The sequence below is a fragment of the Phnomibacter sp. genome (assembly GCF_036803085.1).
In the GTDB taxonomy this organism is placed as follows: Bacteria; Bacteroidota; Bacteroidia; order Chitinophagales; family Chitinophagaceae; genus Phnomibacter.
Genome location: NZ_DAIRUZ010000002.1, coordinates 418816 through 436491 on the forward strand (window position 1 = coordinate 418816; position 17676 = coordinate 436491).

Below are 17676 nucleotides of genomic sequence, written 5' to 3' on the forward strand. Positions count from 1 at the left end.
ATGGATTTAACGGACAATACCGTAGAATGGTTTAAATTTTAGGCTTAGCAACTGTTGTAACAACAGCTGCGGTTGCAGGCTTACTTGAGTCGGCTGCGGCAACTGGTGCAGCTTGGTTTGAGGGGTCTTTGTCAGGATTTGCTGCGAAATAAAGTGGCTTCAGTTTGGCCATTTCTACGTCGAACTCTTCTTGAGATACCACTTTAATAACACCACGCATGGCGTAATGGCTGGCGCCGCACAACTGATCGCATACAATTTCGTATTCGAAATCAGGATTGCCGGTTTTGGTGCGCATTTCTTCGGTGGTGATAGTTGGTGTAAACCAAAGTGTGGTAGGAATACCTGGAACAGCATCCATTTTCAAACGAAAGTGAGGCAATCCCACATTATGAATCACATCCTTGCTGCCAATCACAATTTTAACGGGCTTACCTTTTACCAGGTACATTACAGAAGGACTTACGTCGTCGTGATTGGCCTTATCTGACCAGTCCTGTCCGAGGCTGTTATTATTAGTGGCATCAATCAACTTGTAGTTCTTTTTACCCAATACACCATCGGTACCCGGGTAGCGATAAGTCCAACCAAACTGCTGACCAGTGATTTCAACCAGCATAGATTCTTTGGGAGCATCGCCGGTAATCAGAAACCAGTGGCGCAGTCCGAATACTACGAGGATGGTTAAGGTGATAGCTGGAACGATTGTCCAAATCATTTCCAGCTTGTTATTGTGCGGAAAGTAAAATGCTTTGCGGCCTTCTTTTTCCTGATACTTAAAGCTGAACCAAAACAACAATATTTGTGTGATGACAAACACGACACCTGTTACGGCAATCGTAATCAACATCATGGTATCAATAGCTTCTCCTTCGGCAGACGCAGAACCCTGAGCAAACAAGGTTTGAGGAGCTAATTTTTCATTGCACCAATAGGCACCAATGAGGCCGAGCACCATAAAGGCCAGCATCAGAAAGGCATTCACACGATTGCTTTGCTCACGTGCTTTTTTCTCGCCCTTCAATACGCTTACATACTCACTTGCTTTGGCTATCTGAAAGATAACCAGCAAAACCATGGCAACGACCAGCAACAACAACCAAATGTTCATAATATTAGTGGCTTATGATTGATTCCAAAAATAATATCCCAATGCTTTGCAACAACTCTTTTGTTGAAGTCGCAAGGCGCTAAATCTTTACTAACTATCCAAATTAGGTGTGGTGTATTACACTTTCTTTCAGGAAAGGATGGTGCATAGGTACCAGCGGAGCTTTTTCCAACGCACGGCCTACAAACCAGATAATCATTCCTACATAGCCAATGGCTATACCCAGTTCAAACCAACCTATGCTGGCATGATCACCCAGTGGTTTTGGCATCACCATCAGGTAGAAATCAACCCAGTGGCCAATAATGATGAGGATAGCCATGAAGCTTACAATGGTATAGTTACGCTTGGCTCCGGCTTTCATCAAAACAAGGAGCGGGCTCAAAAAGTTGAGTGCCAGATTAAGGTAAAACAGACCACGGTACTCACCCCAAACACGGGCTTTGAAGTATTCAGTTTCCTCAGGAATATTGGCGTACCAGATAAGCATGTACTGGCTAAACCACAGGTACGTCCAGAACACAGAAAACGCAAACATGAACTTGGCAATGTCGTGCAGGTGCTCTTCGGAAGTGTAAGGCAAATGGCCTTGATTTTTGAGATAAATAACAAACAAGGCTATCAATGCCATGCCTGCCACAAATGATGAAGCAAAAGTGTACCAGCTGTACATGGTGCTGTACCAATGTGCATCAATACTCATGAGCCACAACCACGGAATGGAAGAAGCAACCGTCAATGCAAAAAGAACAATGTAAAAAGAGGCATGAACGGTATTCTTGAAAATCCATTTTTTACCTTCTTCTACTGTAAATGGTTGAACGTCTGCTTCGCGGCTGATGCGACGCATGTTCCATCCCAGGAAAATCCATCCGCCAATAGTAATAGCCGACCAAATGGTGAAGAATGTAGGATTGAGGAAGCCGCTTTTGCCAGACAAGATTTTGTCGTTGGCAACTGCTTCGGTATCTAACCAATGGTATATATGGTGTTGGTGACCAAACACCAATCCCATCAGTACTATAAAGGCCAAAATACCAAACGGAATAACTACTACAGAAATGGCTTCTACTACACGTCGGAATGATTGAGTCCAGCCAGCCCAAGCCAGCGTAGTAGCGCACAAAAAGAACATGGCAGCATTTACTACCAATAACCAGTACACACTGTTTTGCAGCAATACCGCCCAAAAGCGGGTGCTGGCATGCTCGTCTTTACTCAAACCCAAAAAGGCAATACCTGCAGCCAATGCTACTGCACCTATAGCAGTAAGCACCATGCCCCATTTTTTCATGCCGGCGGGTTGTACAAATTGGTTACTATATGAAGCCATTCTAAAAAAATTATCGGTTAATACTATGGGCAGTTTCCTGGTAAAATTACTTGGTAGCTTTTGTGCTGTCGGCTACTACGGCAGCTGTGGCAGCGGGTGCAGCGGCAGCTGCTACTTTACCTTGCTTCAGCTTAATGTAGTGAATGATATCCCAGCGTTGCTTTGGCGTAAGCTGTGAAGCATAAGCACCCATCAGGTTACGGCCATAAGTAATACTGTAAAACATGGTTCCGGCAGTCATGGCTTCATACTTCGCATCGCCTACTAATGTGGCAGGTTTTGCGGGGTATGGGCCTTCGCCGCCTTTCCACAACGGACCATTACCATCTAGCTTTTCGCCGTGGCAAATGCCGCAGTTGATCAGGTATTGACGCTCAGCTTCCTTCAGCTCATCGGCATTCAGCGATGTCACCGGGTTTTCAACCAAACGACTGGCAAAATAATTGGCAGTATCGCCATTGGCATCTTTTGCCAAATGGTACACATAGGTTTCACCTTTACTTACAGTGCCAGCTACAGGCTGGTTGTTGTAATTGATGTTTTTGTCTTTCAGGTTGCTGTGGTCGGCGTAAGTTTCGTAAGCACGGCTATTGGCCATGTCGGGCATGTAAATGCTTCCCGGTTTACGCTTCACTTCGCTGCTACATGCCACTATCAACAGTGCAGATACGGCAGTGAGTAGGATAGAAAGTTTTTTCATTTCGAAATATTCAGTATTCGTTGATGCTAATATGGATTAGTGTGCCACTTTAACCTGTGATTCGTCGTACAACTTTTGCTCTTTGTCGTAAGTGCCAAACCACCAGCCTGCTTCTGCAATTTGTGTGTGAACTTCATGAGCACCTGCGGCATTCAGCAGTGCAGTAGCTTCTGCTTCAGTTGTTTCGCTGGTGCATTCAATCACCATTACAAACTTGTCGTCGGTAGCTCTTGCATCAAAGTGATGCTTTTTTACACCCGGTGCCAACTGGCACAAGTAGCAAAAAGTAAGTACCATACCTACCGCTGCACACAGTACTGTAAATTCGAATGTAACGGGCACAAATGCTGGCAGGGGCAGGTGAGGCTTACCGCCAATGTTCAAAGGCCAGTCGCTGGTAAATACCCAGCTCATGAAACTCAATGCAATGGTAGTACCTGTGATGCCGTAAATGAAGCCTGCTGTATGCAAGCTGGTTTCACGCAGGCCCATCACTTTATCCAATCCATGAATCGGGAATGGCGTGTACACATCGTGAATACGAAAGCCTGCTTTGCGCACCTGCTTCACGGCAGGAAAAAGCACTTTCTCATCATCGAACAGTCCTACAACAAATTTTCTTACGTCCATATCATTTAGTTTGACTACCGACGACCGCTATCGGACCACGGTAGTATAATTCAATTTTTGTTTGCCGGACTAAATCGGTGGTCTGAGGTCATTAGTCCTGTGTCTTCGCTAATGCGCCATGGCATGTTCAAACTCTTCGAGGCTCTTCTTCTCCAGTTCTGGTTGGTCGCCTTGCTGCTTGTAGCTATCGCCATTCTTTTTCAGGATGTGCTTGATTTCTGCTACTGCAATTACAGGGAACCATTTTGCAAACAGGAAATAGCAAGTAAAGAACAAGCCGAACGTACCGAGGTAGAAACCAATTTCCCAAATAGTGGGGCTGTAGTAGTAACTCCAGCTCGATGGTACATAGTCACGATACAAAGAGGTTACGATGATTACGAAACGTTCGAACCACATACCGATGTTTACGATGATACTCATGAAGAAAGTAACGGTGATGTTGCGACGCAATTTTTTGAACCAAAAGATCTGCGGGCTCAGTACGTTACAAGCCATCATACCCCAGTAGCTCCAACCATAAGGGCTGAACAGGTTGGCACGGCTGTACCAGAATGTGTATCCTTCGTATGGGTTTTGGCTATACCAGGCCATGAACAGTTCGGTGAGGTAAGCCACACCCACAATAGAACCTGTCAGTACAATTACCTTGTTCATTACTTCAATGTGCTCCATGGTAATGTACTCCTGCAGGTTAAGCACCTTACGGGTAATAATCATGAGGGTTTGCACCATGGCGAAACCCGAGAACACCGCACCAGCCACAAAGTAAGGCGGGAAGATGGTGGTATGCCAACCAGGAATAACAGAAGTGGCGAAGTCAAAAGATACGATGGTGTGTACAGAAAGTACCAGTGGAGTACTCAAACCTGCCAATACCAATGAAAGGCTTTCGTGACGCTGCCAGTGCTTTGTACTACCCGTCCAACCGAAGGCGGCAATACCATAAAAACGCTTGCGCCATTTCAGTTTGGCACGGTCACGTACAGTGGCTAAATCGGGCAGCAAACCTGCGTACCAAAACAACAATGAAACTGTGAAATACGTAGAAATCGCAAATACGTCCCAAAGCAACGGAGAGGTAAAGTTTACCCAGAGTGGTCCGCGACTGTTGGGGTAAGGCAGTACAAAGAAGGCCATCCAAACCCGACCCATGTGGAAGATGGGGAACTGGCCAGCACACATTACCGCAAAGATGGTCATGGCTTCTGCAGCACGGTTTACACCCGTACGCCAGCCCTGGCGGAAAAGTAACAAGATGGCCGAGATCAATGTACCGGCGTGACCAATACCTACCCACCATACAAAGTTGGTAATGTCCCAACCCCAACCGATGGTTTTGTTCAGGTTCCACTGGCCAATACCATAGGTTACTTCGCGGTATACACTGTACACACCAAACAACAGCAACCCTACAGAGATGGCAAAACCAATCTTCCACAACCGTGAGGGAGTGGTCTCAATAGGCCTGATGATGTCTTCAGTTACCTGATGGTAAGTTTTTGAACCATCCACCAAGGGAGGCCTTACGGCACTTTCGTACTTAATTACAGACATATTCGCTTCGCTTTTGGCAATCGGCTTTCGCCGTATGCTTTTGTTCTTTTATTCTTTTTTGTCACCAGCAGCAGTTCCCTGATGGCGCTGCGTTGTGTCACTCACTTGTACTTTCTAATCTCCGGGCAGCTTTTCCCGCATTAATGTGCAGCTTCTTCAGCAGGCTTATGCGCTGCAGCCACTTCCATTACTTCGTCTGTGTTCCGGATTTTTGCCATGTAGTTTACGTTGGGCAATACGTGAATTTGCTCCAATGCATAGTACATACGCAACGGGCTATGGTCACGCATGTTACGCACTACACTGTTCTTATCGTTGCTGTCACCAAATTCAATGGCATTGGTTGGGCAGGCACTCTGGCAAGCAGTTTTTACTTCACCATCCTTAATGGGGCGGCTTTGCTTCTTCGCTTCGAGCTTACCAGCCTGCAGGCGCTGTACGCAGAAAGAACATTTTTCGATCACACCACGGCTACGTACAGTTACGTCCGGGTTCAGTACCATGCGGTACAAATCATCGTTCATTTCCAGTGTTACATCGCTTACATGACCTACCTGGTTGTCAGCAAAGCTGTCAGCACCAGTGTAATCAGCCCAGTTGAAGCGACGTACTTTATACGGACAGTTGTTGGCGCAATAACGGGTACCAATACAACGGTTGTACGTCATTTGGTTGAGACCTTCGCTGCTGTGGTTGGTAGCTGCCACCGGACATACGTTTTCGCAAGGAGCGTTGTCGCAGTGCTGGCACATCATCGGCATAAATATCACGTCCTTCACATCATCGGGGTTGGCCGCATCGCTTACAAAGTAGCGGTCAATACGAATCCAGTGCATGTCGTGTCCACGCAGTACTTCAGTTTTACCTACAACGGGCACGTTGTTTTCAGCATTACAAGCTACCACACAAGCACCGCAACCGGTACAGGTGTTCAGGTCTATGCTCATACCCCAGTGTACCCCCGGGCGGTCGTTCAGGCGAGGGTCGTACAGAGAACCTTCGTTGCGATAGTCGCCGGTTTTGCTGGCGTAGTCGTGCACCAGCATATCTCTTTGAGCCTTGAAAAGCTCAGGATGTTTTTTGAATGTAGCCAGTGAGGTTTCCTTCACCACTTCCATACGACCTTCGTAGGAGTTGTGGGTTTGGTTTTGAGCTACTTCGTACAGTTCATCAGTAGCAGTTACGGTGGCATCGTAAGCAGCGTAAGTCACTACACCATTGGCTATAGTCGCCAGTGGGTAAGCATTTTGACCGGCGCCTTTTACTGCTACACCTACGTTTTCGCTGCGGCCGTAACCTACAGCAATACCGATAGTATTTTTCTGCGTACCGGGAACGATAATTACCGGCAGCTTCATTTCCTTACCGTTTACCTTAATGGCAATAACGGGTTTCTTCGGATTTACTTCGTACCTGTCAGCGTCGCCATTTTTTGTCAGGTCGATGCCCAACAATTCTTTGGCAGCAGCAGCAGAAATAGTAGCGTAGTTATCCCAGGTAGCTTTCGTTACAGGGTCAGGCATTTCTTGCAACCATGGGTTGCTGGCTTGTGCACCCGAACCAATGGCTGTTTTTTCGTATAGCACCACTTCCCAGGTACCTGCTTTTGCAGGAGTACCAGCGGCTGCAACTGCAGCAGCTACACCGGCACCGTTGAATGTACCAGCAGCAACAGTTGCTTCCGCTGGAACCACTACACCGTCACGCAGTGCAGCATCCCAATTTTCCTGACTACCCAGCTTGGTCATCCAGTAGGCTTTCAGGTAGTTGGCGTATTCGGTGGTTGCATTACCGCTCCACTTCAACAGGTTGTCTTGCCAGTTGCGTGTTTTGAAAAGCGGAGCAATAGTGGGCTGAATGAAAGAGTAGTAACCAGATTTTGGTTCGGCATCACCCCAACTTTCGAGGTAGTGATGATCGGGAACCACGTATTTGCAGAGCTCGGTTGTTTCATCCAAACGGGTGTTGAAAGAAACGGTGAGTATTACTGCAGCCAGTGCCTTTTTGAAGGCTTCGGCTTTGGCGTAGGTATAAGCAGGGTTAGCACCGGCTATCAGCAGGGCGCCTACTTTACCGGCACTCATATCGGCCAACAGGGTTTCGAAATCAGCATCCACACCTTGACGGTAGTTGCTGGTTACAGCCCAGTTGATGGTTTTACCATTGGCACCAATGGCCTCGTTAATAGCATTTACAATCAGCTGAACGTTGCTGTCGTTGCTACCGCTTACCACCAGTGCAGCACCGCCGGCAGCTTTCAGGTCCGCAGCAGCTTTACTAAGGCCGGCTTTCAGTTTGGCATCGGCTACGTTTACAGCACCACCGGTTACGGCAGCCAGCAAGGCAGCTGCTACCACACCAGCTTCAGAGGGTTTGTGGGTAAAGCGTTCGTCGGCATTGGCACCCGTCATGCTCATGATGCTTTCGAACTGATAGTGCTTGCTCAGTGTAGGATTTTTTTCGTCGATTTTGCGGCCTTTAGAATATTGCTTGGCAAACTCTACAGGGCTAAGCCAGGTACCGAGGAAGTCGGCGCCGAGGCTTACAATCACTTTCGCATTGTCGAAGTGATAAGAAGGAATGGCACGTTTGCCATAAGCCGCTTCGTTGGCCAGCAGCATACCGCTGTAGCTTACGGCATCGTAAGTTACGTGGCGGCTACCGGGAAACTTAGCGAGGAACTCCCCTACAAGTTGCTTGGTAGAAGGAGAAGTAATGGTAGAAGTCAGCAGCACTACAGGAGCACCGTTCAACTTCGCCATTTCATCAGCAATCATTTTATCAAATGCATCGAACGTAGATACTTCTACGAGCTTGCCTTCTTTAATTTGAGCGGGGAAACGCAGACGCTTGGTGTCGTACATATCCAGCACAGAAGCCTGTGCACGGGCACTGGTACCGCCTTGGAAAATGGGGCTCAGGTCGTTGCCTTCAATTTTGATGGGACGGCCGTCACGCACCTTGGCTACCACACTTACCACATCGCCATCTTGTACATAGGTGGTGGCGTAGTAATTGGCCACACCAGGAATTACATTGTCTGGCTTGCTGACAAACGGAATGGCTTTTTTCACCGGCATTTCGCAACTGGCGGCTACCGTAGCAGCAACAGTGCTAAATCCGAGGTATTTCAAGAAGTCGCGACGAGGTGCATTGGCACTCATCAATCCTTTATCATCCGCTTCAAACGGCAGTTCCTCCCTGAATTCATCAGCTACATTGGCCTGATGGCCTTCGCTTTTGCCTAGGGCTCCGAAACTTTGCCAGATTTTATTACTCATACTATACTAATGTGAGAATTTGAAAATTGAAAACTTGAACTGATGCATCATCAGGAATGTACCTGACAGCAGATTCAAATTAGTAGTGACATTTCTGGCACTCGGTACCACCAATCATTTCTACAGTTACGCTGTCCATTTTGCCATTCTTCATGTCTTCGTGGAACTTCTCGTAAATGCTGTAGAAGCCGTTGTCTTTGAACTGAACCTTGGTTTCGCGGTGGCAATTGATACACCATCCCATGCTCAAATCACTGAATTGCTTCACTTCGCCCATGTTCTGGATTTCGCCGTGGCAAGTTTGGCAGGCTACCTGACCAGCTTTCACGTGCTGTGCGTGGTTGAAGTAAACGTGGTCGGGCAGGTTGTGAATTTTAATCCACTCAATGGGCTTGGCTTTGGAAGGATCCCATGGCTGACCAGGTGTGAAACCTGCGTATTCGTACAGTTTCTTGATTTCGTTAGTGCCGTTCACTTCTTTACCATCGGCGGTATACAGGGGTTCGCCCTTATACTCGTTGATGGCCATGTGGCAGTTCATACACACGTTTACAGAAGGAATGTTGGCATGCTTACCTTCTTGCGCACCGCCATGGCAGTACAAACAGTTAATTTGGTTAACCCCGGCGTGTACTTTGTGGCTGTAATAGATAGGTTGCTCGGGCTGGTAATCTTTGCTACGACCAAGGCCTACTGCGCCTTTAGAAATGTAAACACCCGCTACAATAAATAAAATAACGGTGGTTAAAGCGAGGTAGGTTTTGTTTTTGTAAAAAGGAACCGCAGCTTCTACGGGCAGGCCGTCACGTTCGTCGGCCAGCTTGCGGAGGTTGCTGTTTACCTGCAACAAAATGAGGGCTACCAAAGCCAACACCAAAGTGATAACACCAAAGAGCAAGCTATTGTCGCCTTCAGACTTAGCAGCAGCAGTAGCACCTGCTACAGGGGCTGGAGTTGCAGGCTTCCACTCACGGATGTAGGTGAGGATAGCTTCGATATCTGCATCCTGCAAAGAAGTGAAAGAAGTCATGGCAGCAGGGCTCCAGTCCTTAATTTTCAATGCATAAGCATCGCCGGTTTTTACGGCGTCGGGCCAGTTTTTAATCCAGGTCTTCAACAAATCTTTACTGGGCCAGCGATCTTCGATGCCTTGGAGTGCCGGGCCGGTCAAATCTTTATCGATTTTGTGGCAGGAAGCACAGTTGGCATTGAACAGCGCTTTTCCATCTTGCGCCTGCACTTGGGTAAAGCCGGCTACAAACAGCATTAGAAAACTGGTAATAATGTGAAGGCTGGCTTTGCGTTTTTTACTCATAACTCACTGATATTGAATAACCGATGGAAACATATCCGCGGATAGGCGGGCAAAAATATGACCTCGGCGTGACAATTACCTGTAATCATCAAAAAAAATTTCGCTTAGTGCCACAAGGGTTTCAGCCAATGGAGAGGTTTGTGACAACAGGCTGGCAGGCCATATCTCCAAAGGTTCAACGAAAGAATATTTCTCAGTGAATCGAAGTATGTGACAGCAAAGAACCTTGCCCGGCATAGCATTATTACTGATAAGCATCAGCACATGGGCTGTATTCCATCATCTGCACGTTTTTTTACCCCATCTTCGCAGGCATGTTTGGCCGGCTGCAACAAAAATGGAAGGTTACCGGGGTGCAACTCACCCTTATTCTCTGCACGTTTGCCCTGGGTGGCAGCCTTTGCGGCTTTTTTACCCGGGAAATTCTGGGGCTATTTACCATTCAGCAGCCATTTTTGTATGGTACATTATATTTTATAATACTTACCCTGTTGTGGCCGGTTTGTGTGCTGCTCATCAGCATTCCCTTTGGCCAATTCAGGTTTTTTCGCAATTATTTACGCAAAATGGGAAGCAAATTGGGCATTGGCAGCGTTCCTGCCGCGTCTTCCGATAGTGATTCGCACATACATGTGGCCATTTTTGCCAGTGGCACCGGCAGCAATGCCCGAAAAATCATGGAGCATTTCAAAGGCCACCCCCGCATTAAAATCTCCATGCTGGTGAGCAATAAGCCCGGCGCCGGAGCCTTGCACCATGCCGTCGATTTTGGGGTAAGCACCTTAATAATAAGCCGGGAGCAATTTTTAAAAGGCGATGCCTACGTGCCCGAACTGCAGGCTGCTGGCATCGATTATATTGTATTGGCGGGTTTTTTATGGAAAATACCCCCGACCCTTATCAGCGCCTTTCCAAACCATATCGTCAATATTCACCCCGCCCTGCTGCCCAAATATGGTGGCAAAGGCATGTACGGCCATTTTGTACACGAAGCGGTAATAGCCGCCGGCGAAACAGAAAGCGGCATCACCATTCATTTGGTAGATGAGCAGTACGACCACGGGGCGCATTTGTTTCAGGCCAAATGCCCGGTAATGCCCGGCGATACACCCGATGATTTGGCAGCCCGCATACACCAGCTGGAGCACCAATACTTTGCCAGTGTAATTGAAGGTTGGGTAGCAGGAAAGTAATAACCTCCGCATTGCCCCTGCTGGCAATTCATTTTCATGTACTTTAATTGCCCAAAATTGATTGTACATGAAACCATTTGTGCTTGCACTTGCAGCCAATCTGTTAATTGCTTCGCTTTTTGCCCAGCTACCGCTGGCAACTTCTCCCAAAACAGAAGGTATGGACCCGTTGCGTCTCAACCGTATTGATGCGCTGGTACAACAATACATCGACAGCCAGTGGATTGCTGGCGCCACCTGCATAGTAGCCCGCAATGGCAAAGTGGTATACCATCGGGCATTTGGAGTTCGTAGCACAGCCACCAAAGTGCCACAACAAAAAGATGACATCTTTCGCATTGCTTCGCAAACCAAGGCCATTACCAGCACAGCTGTAATGATGCTGTTTGAAGAAGGTAAGTTTTTGCTCGACGATCCCATTGCCAAATACATCCCGGCATTTGCCAACCAGCAGGTGATTGATCAGTTCAACATGGCCGATACCAGCTTTACTACGGTAAAAGCCAAACGGGCTGTTACCATCCGTGATTTGCTTACCCATACATCGGGTATTGGGTATGCACAAATAGGCAGCCCACGTGCCAAAGCCATGTATGCCAAAGCCGGTGTGCATGCACAAATTGGTGTGCCTGCTGCCAGCCTTAAAGAGCAGGTAATGAAGATTGCTGCACTGCCACTGGAGCACCAGCCCGGTGAACGTTTTACCTACGGCCTCAATACCGATGTGTTGGGTTATTTTGTAGAAGTGATGAGTGGGCAAAGTCTGGCCGATTTTTTCCGCATCCGCATTTTTGAACCACTGGGCATGAGGGATACCTGGTTTTATTTGCCTGCTGAAAAACAAAACCGTTTGGTAGCATTGCATACCGAAGACAAACAACAGCACGTAACGGTTTTGCAGCCCGGGCAATCGGCAAACCTTAAAAATATAGATGTTGATTACCCCAAAGCGAAAGGCCAGTTGTACAGCGGTGGCGCAGGCCTTTCGAGCACGGCCATGGACTACGCCATATTTATGCAAATGCTATTGAACGGTGGCATTTACAATGGCAAACGCATCCTGAGCAAAAACAGTGTGGAGCTGATGACACAAAACCAAATAGGCAATGTAGACCGTGGGCCGAATGAAAAATTTGGACTGGGCTTTGGATTGGTAACGGAAACAGGCAGTGGCAAGCTGGGCCAAAGTACCGGCACGTATAGTTGGGGTGGCGCTTTTAGCAGCACCTACTGGATAGACCCGAAAGAAAAAATTGTAGCGCAATTTTTCTTAAACCAAACACCTACCAGCCACGGCGATATTCACGACAAGTTTAAAGTGCTGGTGTATAGTGCCATTGAGTAATGTGCTAATTAGCTAATTTGAAAATGTGCCAATGTGAATGCAGTGCAATTTGTAAGCGCTTCAACACTGTAACTGTTGCACACTAAAACATTGGAACCAGTGAACACGTAAACTAGTAAAATCGTCAACTAAAAACCTACTCCACCAACTTTATACCACCCGGCAGTATTTCAATCAAGCGTTGTTTGTACAAAGCACCGATGGCCATTTTGAAACTCTTTTTGCTGAGGCCGAAAAAGGCATAAATGTCTTGCGGGTCGCTTTTGTCGTTGTAGGGCAATGCGCCTTTGTGTTGTTTTAGTAACTCGAGAATACGTTCGGGTTCGCCTGAAATTTTATCATAGCCGGGTTTGCCGGGCACAATGTCCAGCTTGCCATCTTCCCGCACCTGCTTAATGAAACCTTGCAAACGCTGACCGGGCTGCAAGCCTACCACTGCATCGGCATGGTGCACCAATCCTTCATAGCAATCATCCACCATCACCGCAAAACCCAGTGGCGTTTGGCGATGTACGAGCAACGTAACGGGTTGCTTTTCTTGTAAGCCCGTGGTATCGGTTTTTAAAAACTGATTGGTCCATTCGGTGGCAGCTAAGCGGCCGGTTTTTTCATCGCGGTACACATACACGAGGTAGCTTTTGCCTTCACTCATAGGCTCCCGTTGCTGGCTGTTGGCTACAAACAAATCTTTGCTCAACCCCCAATCGAGAAAGGCACCGGCCGGGCTGGTGCTGACCACTTTCAAAAAAGCAAACTGGCCCACTACAGCAAACGGTTTTTGTGTAGTGGCGATGAGGCGATTTTCGCTATCGTGGTAAATGAAAACTTCTATTTCATCCCCCTTTTGCAACCCTTCGGGCAACCAGCGGTTGGGCAACAACACGTCTTCATTGCCATGGCGCAAATAGGCACCCGGAGTAACGATGCGTTCTACGGGTAATGTATAAAACTGTCCGGCTTGTAATGTTTCAGGCATGATGCGAAGGTAGATGATAGTTGGTAGTTGGTGGTTGGTAGTTTGTGGTTTGTGGTTTAGTTGGACAATGAGGAAATGGGCAATCCATTGGGTTAAGGAATATAATTTTTTCGGGGATGTGTTACATCAATAATTGTTGGTCGGATGGGCCTTTTTGTATGCAATCCTTCGTTAATAAGAAAAAAATGCAAGCCCTGCAAATTGCAAACTGTCTACTGCAAACTATTTACGCCTTAGTGGTTCAAAAAAACACTCGAGAGGAAAAGCTCCGCTGTGCACTGCAGTACAAGTGTGCGACGCAACAGGTGCTTCATAGCAGCACCTGGCTGGCCCCCAAAAAAACAACACCAGCTGATGGGCTGGTGCTGCTAACGAGTAAATAAGCAAACCCCTATGGTTTATTTTTTGGGGCAGGTATTGAGGCCTACCAATGTATACAACGGACAAAAACTGATGAGGCTGGTAGCCAGGAACACACCACCCAATACGAGCAGCACCAAACCAGGTGTACCTGTTACTGTGCCGGTGAAATACAATACCGCAAACAATGCGGCCAATACAATGCGGATGACGCGGTCTACAGCGCCCATGTTTTTTTCATGCTGGAAGTTTTTTGAGGTTACAAATGATTTAGCTCCGGATGGCTTGCCAAACTACTACGATGCTCCACACCAACAACAGGCAAAGGATACATACCAGCAGCAGACGCAACCATGGTTGTTTCATGCAGTAAAACTAATAGCATCGTTTGGCACAATCTGGTGACCAGCGTCACCGGCTTACAAGAGCAGTATTTTGCCGTCGGCCTGTTTTATTTTTCCTTCTTGCTCCAGCCGCTTCATTACCCTCGTTACCACTTCACGGGCAGTGCCCAAATCTTGCGCAATCTGGCGGTGCCGAAGGTCGAGTACCAACTCGCCTTTCATGCGGGTTTTCTCTTTGAGGTATTGATACACCCGGCTATCGAGCCGGTTAAAAAGCAGTGCATTGATGGTATCGATGAGCTCGGCATACCGCTGGTTGTACTGCGTAAAAAACAACAAATTGATTCGCGGAAATTCGGTGACCCACTGCCGCAATTGTGCCACCGGCAGCAGCCAGAGTGTTGTGGCTTCTTCAGCCACGGCCATTATTTTACTCGGCTCATCGCCCATGCCTGCAGCAAAACTCATCACACAACTTTCGCTGGGGCGGATGTAGTAGAGCAACAGCTCTTTGTCATCGGTTTTGGTAAACACTTTTACCGTGCCATGCAATACCAGTGGTACCACTTTTACAAACTGACCTTCACGCACCAGCGTGGTACCGGCTGGCACATCCATATACTGGCCATGGGTTTCGATGGCTTGCAATAAATCTTCGCCCAGTAGCGCATAGGTAGACCGGAGTAATGCAGGTTGGCTCATACGACAAGTGCCTGTAGTTGTAAGGCAGCAATCAATGTTAGGAAAAATTGCGGGGTTTTGATGAACAGCGAAGGCTTAGACACGCAAAGAAACACAAAGACCGAAGGGCGGTGTGCTGATGAGATGATGCGTCCTACTCCTGCCTTGCAACTACATTCTTTTCCTATATTCACTTTTCGCACCCGGCGCACCATTTTCTCATCTTACCATCGTCTTATTGTCAACCCATCAACATGTACTGCTCATGAAACAGTTTCCTTTTTTGTTGTCGCTGGCGGCCTGTACCCTACTGGCCACCGCACAACCGCATACCAACAACCGCTCTGTGCCCGGCACCGCAAGGCTGGCGGCATACAAACAGCATGAAACGCTAAGCCAAAACAGCCCGTATAAAAACCTGCAGTGGCGGCAAACGGGTCCCAATTATATCAGTGGTCGTGTAACAGATGTGTGGGGCATACCAGGCAATAAAAACGTGATGTATGCTGCATTGGCCACCAGTGGTCTTTGGAAAACCACAGATGCTGGTTTGAGCTGGCAACCTTTGTTCGATAAACAGCCCACCCTCAACATGGGTACCATGGCTATTGCACAAAGCAATCACAACATTTTGTACGCAGGCACCGGCGAAGCCAATATTTTCCGGGCATCGCTGCCGGGCATGGGTATGTTTAAAAGCACTGATGCTGGTAAAACTTGGACGCATATTGGCTTGGAAAATACCGGCACCATTAGTCGTGTTGTTATACACCCCACCAACCCCGATGTAGTGTATGTAGCAGCCGGCGGACACGAGTGGAGCCACAACCCCGAACGTGGGGTGTACCTGACCACCGACGGAGGCAAAACATGGAAAAGAATTTTAGCAGAAGGAACGGCCAGTGGTTGTAATGATTTGCTGATGGATCCCAACGATCCGAATACGTTGTATGCCAGCATGTGGAACCGCATTCGCAAACGCTGGAGCGACCCCATACCTGAAGATAGCGACTACCTCTACAAAAGCACCGATGCCGGCAAAACATGGAAGCGCCTCACCAATGGGTTGCCCGAAACAAAATACACCGGCCGTATTGGTCTGGCCATGAGTAAAAAGAATAGCAACGTGGTATATGCATTTATCGACAACCATACGCCCAAAAGAGAACCCAAGCCGGGCGAACTCGATCCTTACGGTCGCCCCATTCAAATCATTCCGATGGGTGTGCAGGTGTGGCGCAGCAACGACAAAGGGGAAAGCTGGAGCAAGGTGAGCACCGAAGATGAAAAGCTGGAACGCTTTGCAGGTACCTACGGTTGGGTATTTAGCCAGATACGGGTAGACCCGAATGATGAAAACACGGTGTACATCATGGGCGTTCCTTTTGCCAAAAGCACCGATGGCGGTAAAACCTTTCAAACCATTCAAACATGGGGCAACAACTACAAAGGCGATAATGTACACGGTGACCATCATGCCATGTGGATAGATCCAACCAACAGCAAATACATCATCAACGGTAGCGATGGCGGTGTATCCGTGAGCTACGATGGCAGCAAAACATGGAAAACATTTTACCACAACATGCCCACCACGCATTTCTACAATGTAACCTACGATATGCAGGAGCCTTTTCACATCTATGGTTCTGTGCAAGACCAGGGCAGCAGCATGGGTAGCTCTGCGTATACCTACGACAAAGCTTCTATGCAAAGCATTGCCTGGCGGGATGCTCCCGGCGGCGAAGGCACACACATTGCTGTGCACAACAACATCATGTATGCCAGTAGTTTCTATGGTCGTTTGGTAAAAAGTAATTTGAACCTGCCCGATAGTTTGTGGTGGCAAGATATTGGCATCAAAAAATCGGCCGATGAGGAACCCTTGCGTGGTGAATGGATGGCGTACACTTTTTTATCGCCACACAATGCCGGCACTTTGTACCATGGCTTTCAGTACTTGTATAAAAGTACCGATAGCGGCAACAATTGGAAACGCATCAGCCCGGATTTGACCAGCAACAACATTGCTAAAATGGGTAAAACACCTTATGCCATCAACCACCAAGCCATTACGGCAGCCGATGAAAGTCCGCTGCAGCAAGGGCTGCTGTATGTAGGCACCGATGATGGCCGTGTTTGGCTGAGCCAAAACGATGGCAGCAACTGGATAAACATCGAAAAAGGATTGCCAGCGAATGCACATGTATCCCGCTTGGTGGCCAGCAAGTACAACAAGAGCACGGTGTACATTACGCTAAGCGACCGCCGTGAAGACAACAATAAACCATACGTATTTGTGAGCCACGATTTTGGTGCTACCTGGAAGAGCATTGCCGCCAATGTGCCCGCTGCGCCGGTAAATGTGATTCGGGAAGATCCCCGCAACAGCAACCTCCTCTACCTCGGCACCGATATAGGTGTGTATGTGAGCCACAACAAAGGCGCCAGCTGGCAGTCATTGCGGGGCAATTTGCCCGCTTCGGTTTCGGTGCAGGATTTGTTTGTGCACCCCCGCGACAACAAACTGGTGATTGGCACCTACGGCCGTGGCGTGTGGATTTTGGATGATATGAGTGCTGTGCAAAAATGAAAATCAGTTTAACCACGGAGGAATAAGAGGTATGCACTGAGTAACACAGTGTGCTCTGTGTACTCCTTCGCCTCTGTGGTAAAATCATAAATGAATTGAAAATTTAACCACAGAGGAATATGAAGTATACACCGAGTAACGCAGTGTGCTATGTGTGTACTCCTTCGCCTCTGTAGTAAAAAGAATTGAAACAAATAAAACTCAACTACAGCCAATTATGAAGTATGTACAAACACTGTGTGCTCTGTGTGTACTCC

General features: G+C 47.8%; 13 protein-coding genes. 3 read left to right on the plus strand and 10 right to left on the minus strand.

All coding sequences use genetic code 11. The features are described from left to right. Positions 1 to 31: 31 nt before the first annotated feature. The 7 genes from V7Q13_RS05640 to V7Q13_RS05670 all read right to left on the minus strand — a co-directional run bounded on the left by V7Q13_RS05640 (position 32) and on the right by V7Q13_RS05670 (position 9927). Positions 32 to 1111, minus strand: a complete 1080-nt coding sequence (locus tag V7Q13_RS05640; RefSeq protein ID WP_333799704.1) for a cytochrome c oxidase subunit II — start codon at positions 1109 to 1111, stop codon at positions 32 to 34. Positions 1112 to 1214: 103 nt separating this feature from the next. Beyond that, positions 1215 to 2405 carry a quinol:cytochrome C oxidoreductase gene (locus V7Q13_RS05645; RefSeq protein WP_333799705.1) on the minus strand — a complete coding sequence of 397 codons (1191 nt, stop codon included), beginning with the start codon at positions 2403 to 2405 and terminating at the stop codon, positions 1215 to 1217. Between the two features lie 85 nt (positions 2406 to 2490). Beyond that, positions 2491 to 3144 (minus strand): c-type cytochrome, encoded by a 654-nt coding sequence (locus V7Q13_RS05650; protein ID WP_333799706.1) that lies wholly within the window; start codon positions 3142 to 3144, stop codon positions 2491 to 2493. 36 nt (positions 3145 to 3180) lie between these two features. Next, positions 3181 to 3774, minus strand: a complete 594-nt coding sequence (locus V7Q13_RS05655) for a DUF3341 domain-containing protein (protein WP_333799707.1) — start codon at positions 3772 to 3774, stop codon at positions 3181 to 3183. A gap of 108 nt (positions 3775 to 3882) precedes the next feature. Next, complete coding sequence (nrfD, locus tag V7Q13_RS05660; protein ID WP_333799708.1) at positions 3883 to 5331, minus strand: NrfD/PsrC family molybdoenzyme membrane anchor subunit; 1449 nt, start codon at positions 5329 to 5331, stop codon at positions 3883 to 3885. Between the two features lie 140 nt (positions 5332 to 5471). Then, positions 5472 to 8612: a TAT-variant-translocated molybdopterin oxidoreductase gene (locus tag V7Q13_RS05665; protein WP_333799709.1), complete on the minus strand. Its 3141-nt coding sequence runs from the start codon at positions 8610 to 8612 to the stop codon at positions 5472 to 5474. Between the two features lie 79 nt (positions 8613 to 8691). Then, a complete protein-coding gene (locus tag V7Q13_RS05670) occupies positions 8692 to 9927 on the minus strand; it encodes a c-type cytochrome (protein WP_333799710.1) in 1236 nt (411 codons plus the stop codon). 314 nt (positions 9928 to 10241) lie between these two features. On the opposite strand from V7Q13_RS05670, the gene V7Q13_RS05675 reads away from it, so the two are divergent. Together V7Q13_RS05675 and V7Q13_RS05680 are read left to right on the plus strand one after the other, a co-directional pair. Further along, positions 10242 to 11120 (plus strand): phosphoribosylglycinamide formyltransferase, encoded by an 879-nt coding sequence (locus tag V7Q13_RS05675; RefSeq protein ID WP_333799711.1) that lies wholly within the window; start codon positions 10242 to 10244, stop codon positions 11118 to 11120. Positions 11121 to 11187: 67 nt separating this feature from the next. Continuing rightward, on the plus strand, positions 11188 to 12465 hold the full coding sequence (locus tag V7Q13_RS05680) for a serine hydrolase domain-containing protein (RefSeq protein WP_333799712.1): 1278 nt from the start codon (positions 11188 to 11190) through the stop codon (positions 12463 to 12465). 136 nt (positions 12466 to 12601) lie between these two features. On the opposite strand, the gene V7Q13_RS05685 is transcribed toward V7Q13_RS05680, so the two are convergent. From V7Q13_RS05685 to V7Q13_RS05695, 3 genes are all read right to left on the minus strand, one after another. After that, positions 12602 to 13441, minus strand: a complete 840-nt coding sequence (locus tag V7Q13_RS05685; protein ID WP_157479778.1) for a CvfB family protein — start codon at positions 13439 to 13441, stop codon at positions 12602 to 12604. Between the two features lie 398 nt (positions 13442 to 13839). Further along, positions 13840 to 14031, minus strand: a complete 192-nt coding sequence (locus V7Q13_RS05690) for a YgaP family membrane protein (RefSeq protein WP_333799713.1) — start codon at positions 14029 to 14031, stop codon at positions 13840 to 13842. 189 nt (positions 14032 to 14220) lie between these two features. Continuing rightward, positions 14221 to 14847: a Crp/Fnr family transcriptional regulator gene (locus tag V7Q13_RS05695; protein WP_333799714.1), complete on the minus strand. Its 627-nt coding sequence runs from the start codon at positions 14845 to 14847 to the stop codon at positions 14221 to 14223. A gap of 244 nt (positions 14848 to 15091) precedes the next feature. Between V7Q13_RS05695 and V7Q13_RS05700 the strand changes: the two genes are divergently transcribed. After that, the gene (locus tag V7Q13_RS05700) at positions 15092 to 17419 is read left to right on the plus strand and encodes a WD40/YVTN/BNR-like repeat-containing protein (RefSeq protein WP_333799715.1); all 2328 of its coding nucleotides are present in this window, start codon (positions 15092 to 15094) and stop codon (positions 17417 to 17419) included. Positions 17420 to 17676: the final 257 nt, after the last annotated feature.

Coding starts and splice junctions, on each gene's coding strand:
- V7Q13_RS05680 (WP_333799712.1), top strand. CDS start 11,188: ATGAAACCATTTGTGCTTGCACTTGCAGCCAATCTGTTAATTGCTTCG.
- V7Q13_RS05675 (WP_333799711.1), top strand. CDS start 10,242: ATGTTTGGCCGGCTGCAACAAAAATGGAAGGTTACCGGGGTGCAACTC.
- V7Q13_RS05655 (WP_333799707.1), bottom strand. CDS start 3,774: ATGGACGTAAGAAAATTTGTTGTAGGACTGTTCGATGATGAGAAAGTG.
- V7Q13_RS05685 (WP_157479778.1), bottom strand. CDS start 13,441: ATGCCTGAAACATTACAAGCCGGACAGTTTTATACATTACCCGTAGAA.
- V7Q13_RS05645 (WP_333799705.1), bottom strand. CDS start 2,405: ATGAAAAAATGGGGCATGGTGCTTACTGCTATAGGTGCAGTAGCATTG.
- nrfD (WP_333799708.1), bottom strand. CDS start 5,331: ATGTCTGTAATTAAGTACGAAAGTGCCGTAAGGCCTCCCTTGGTGGAT.
- V7Q13_RS05670 (WP_333799710.1), bottom strand. CDS start 9,927: ATGAGTAAAAAACGCAAAGCCAGCCTTCACATTATTACCAGTTTTCTA.
- V7Q13_RS05690 (WP_333799713.1), bottom strand. CDS start 14,031: ATGGGCGCTGTAGACCGCGTCATCCGCATTGTATTGGCCGCATTGTTT.
- V7Q13_RS05650 (WP_333799706.1), bottom strand. CDS start 3,144: ATGAAAAAACTTTCTATCCTACTCACTGCCGTATCTGCACTGTTGATA.
- V7Q13_RS05700 (WP_333799715.1), top strand. CDS start 15,092: ATGAAACAGTTTCCTTTTTTGTTGTCGCTGGCGGCCTGTACCCTACTG.
- V7Q13_RS05640 (WP_333799704.1), bottom strand. CDS start 1,111: ATGAACATTTGGTTGTTGTTGCTGGTCGTTGCCATGGTTTTGCTGGTT.
- V7Q13_RS05695 (WP_333799714.1), bottom strand. CDS start 14,847: ATGAGCCAACCTGCATTACTCCGGTCTACCTATGCGCTACTGGGCGAA.
- V7Q13_RS05665 (WP_333799709.1), bottom strand. CDS start 8,612: ATGAGTAATAAAATCTGGCAAAGTTTCGGAGCCCTAGGCAAAAGCGAA.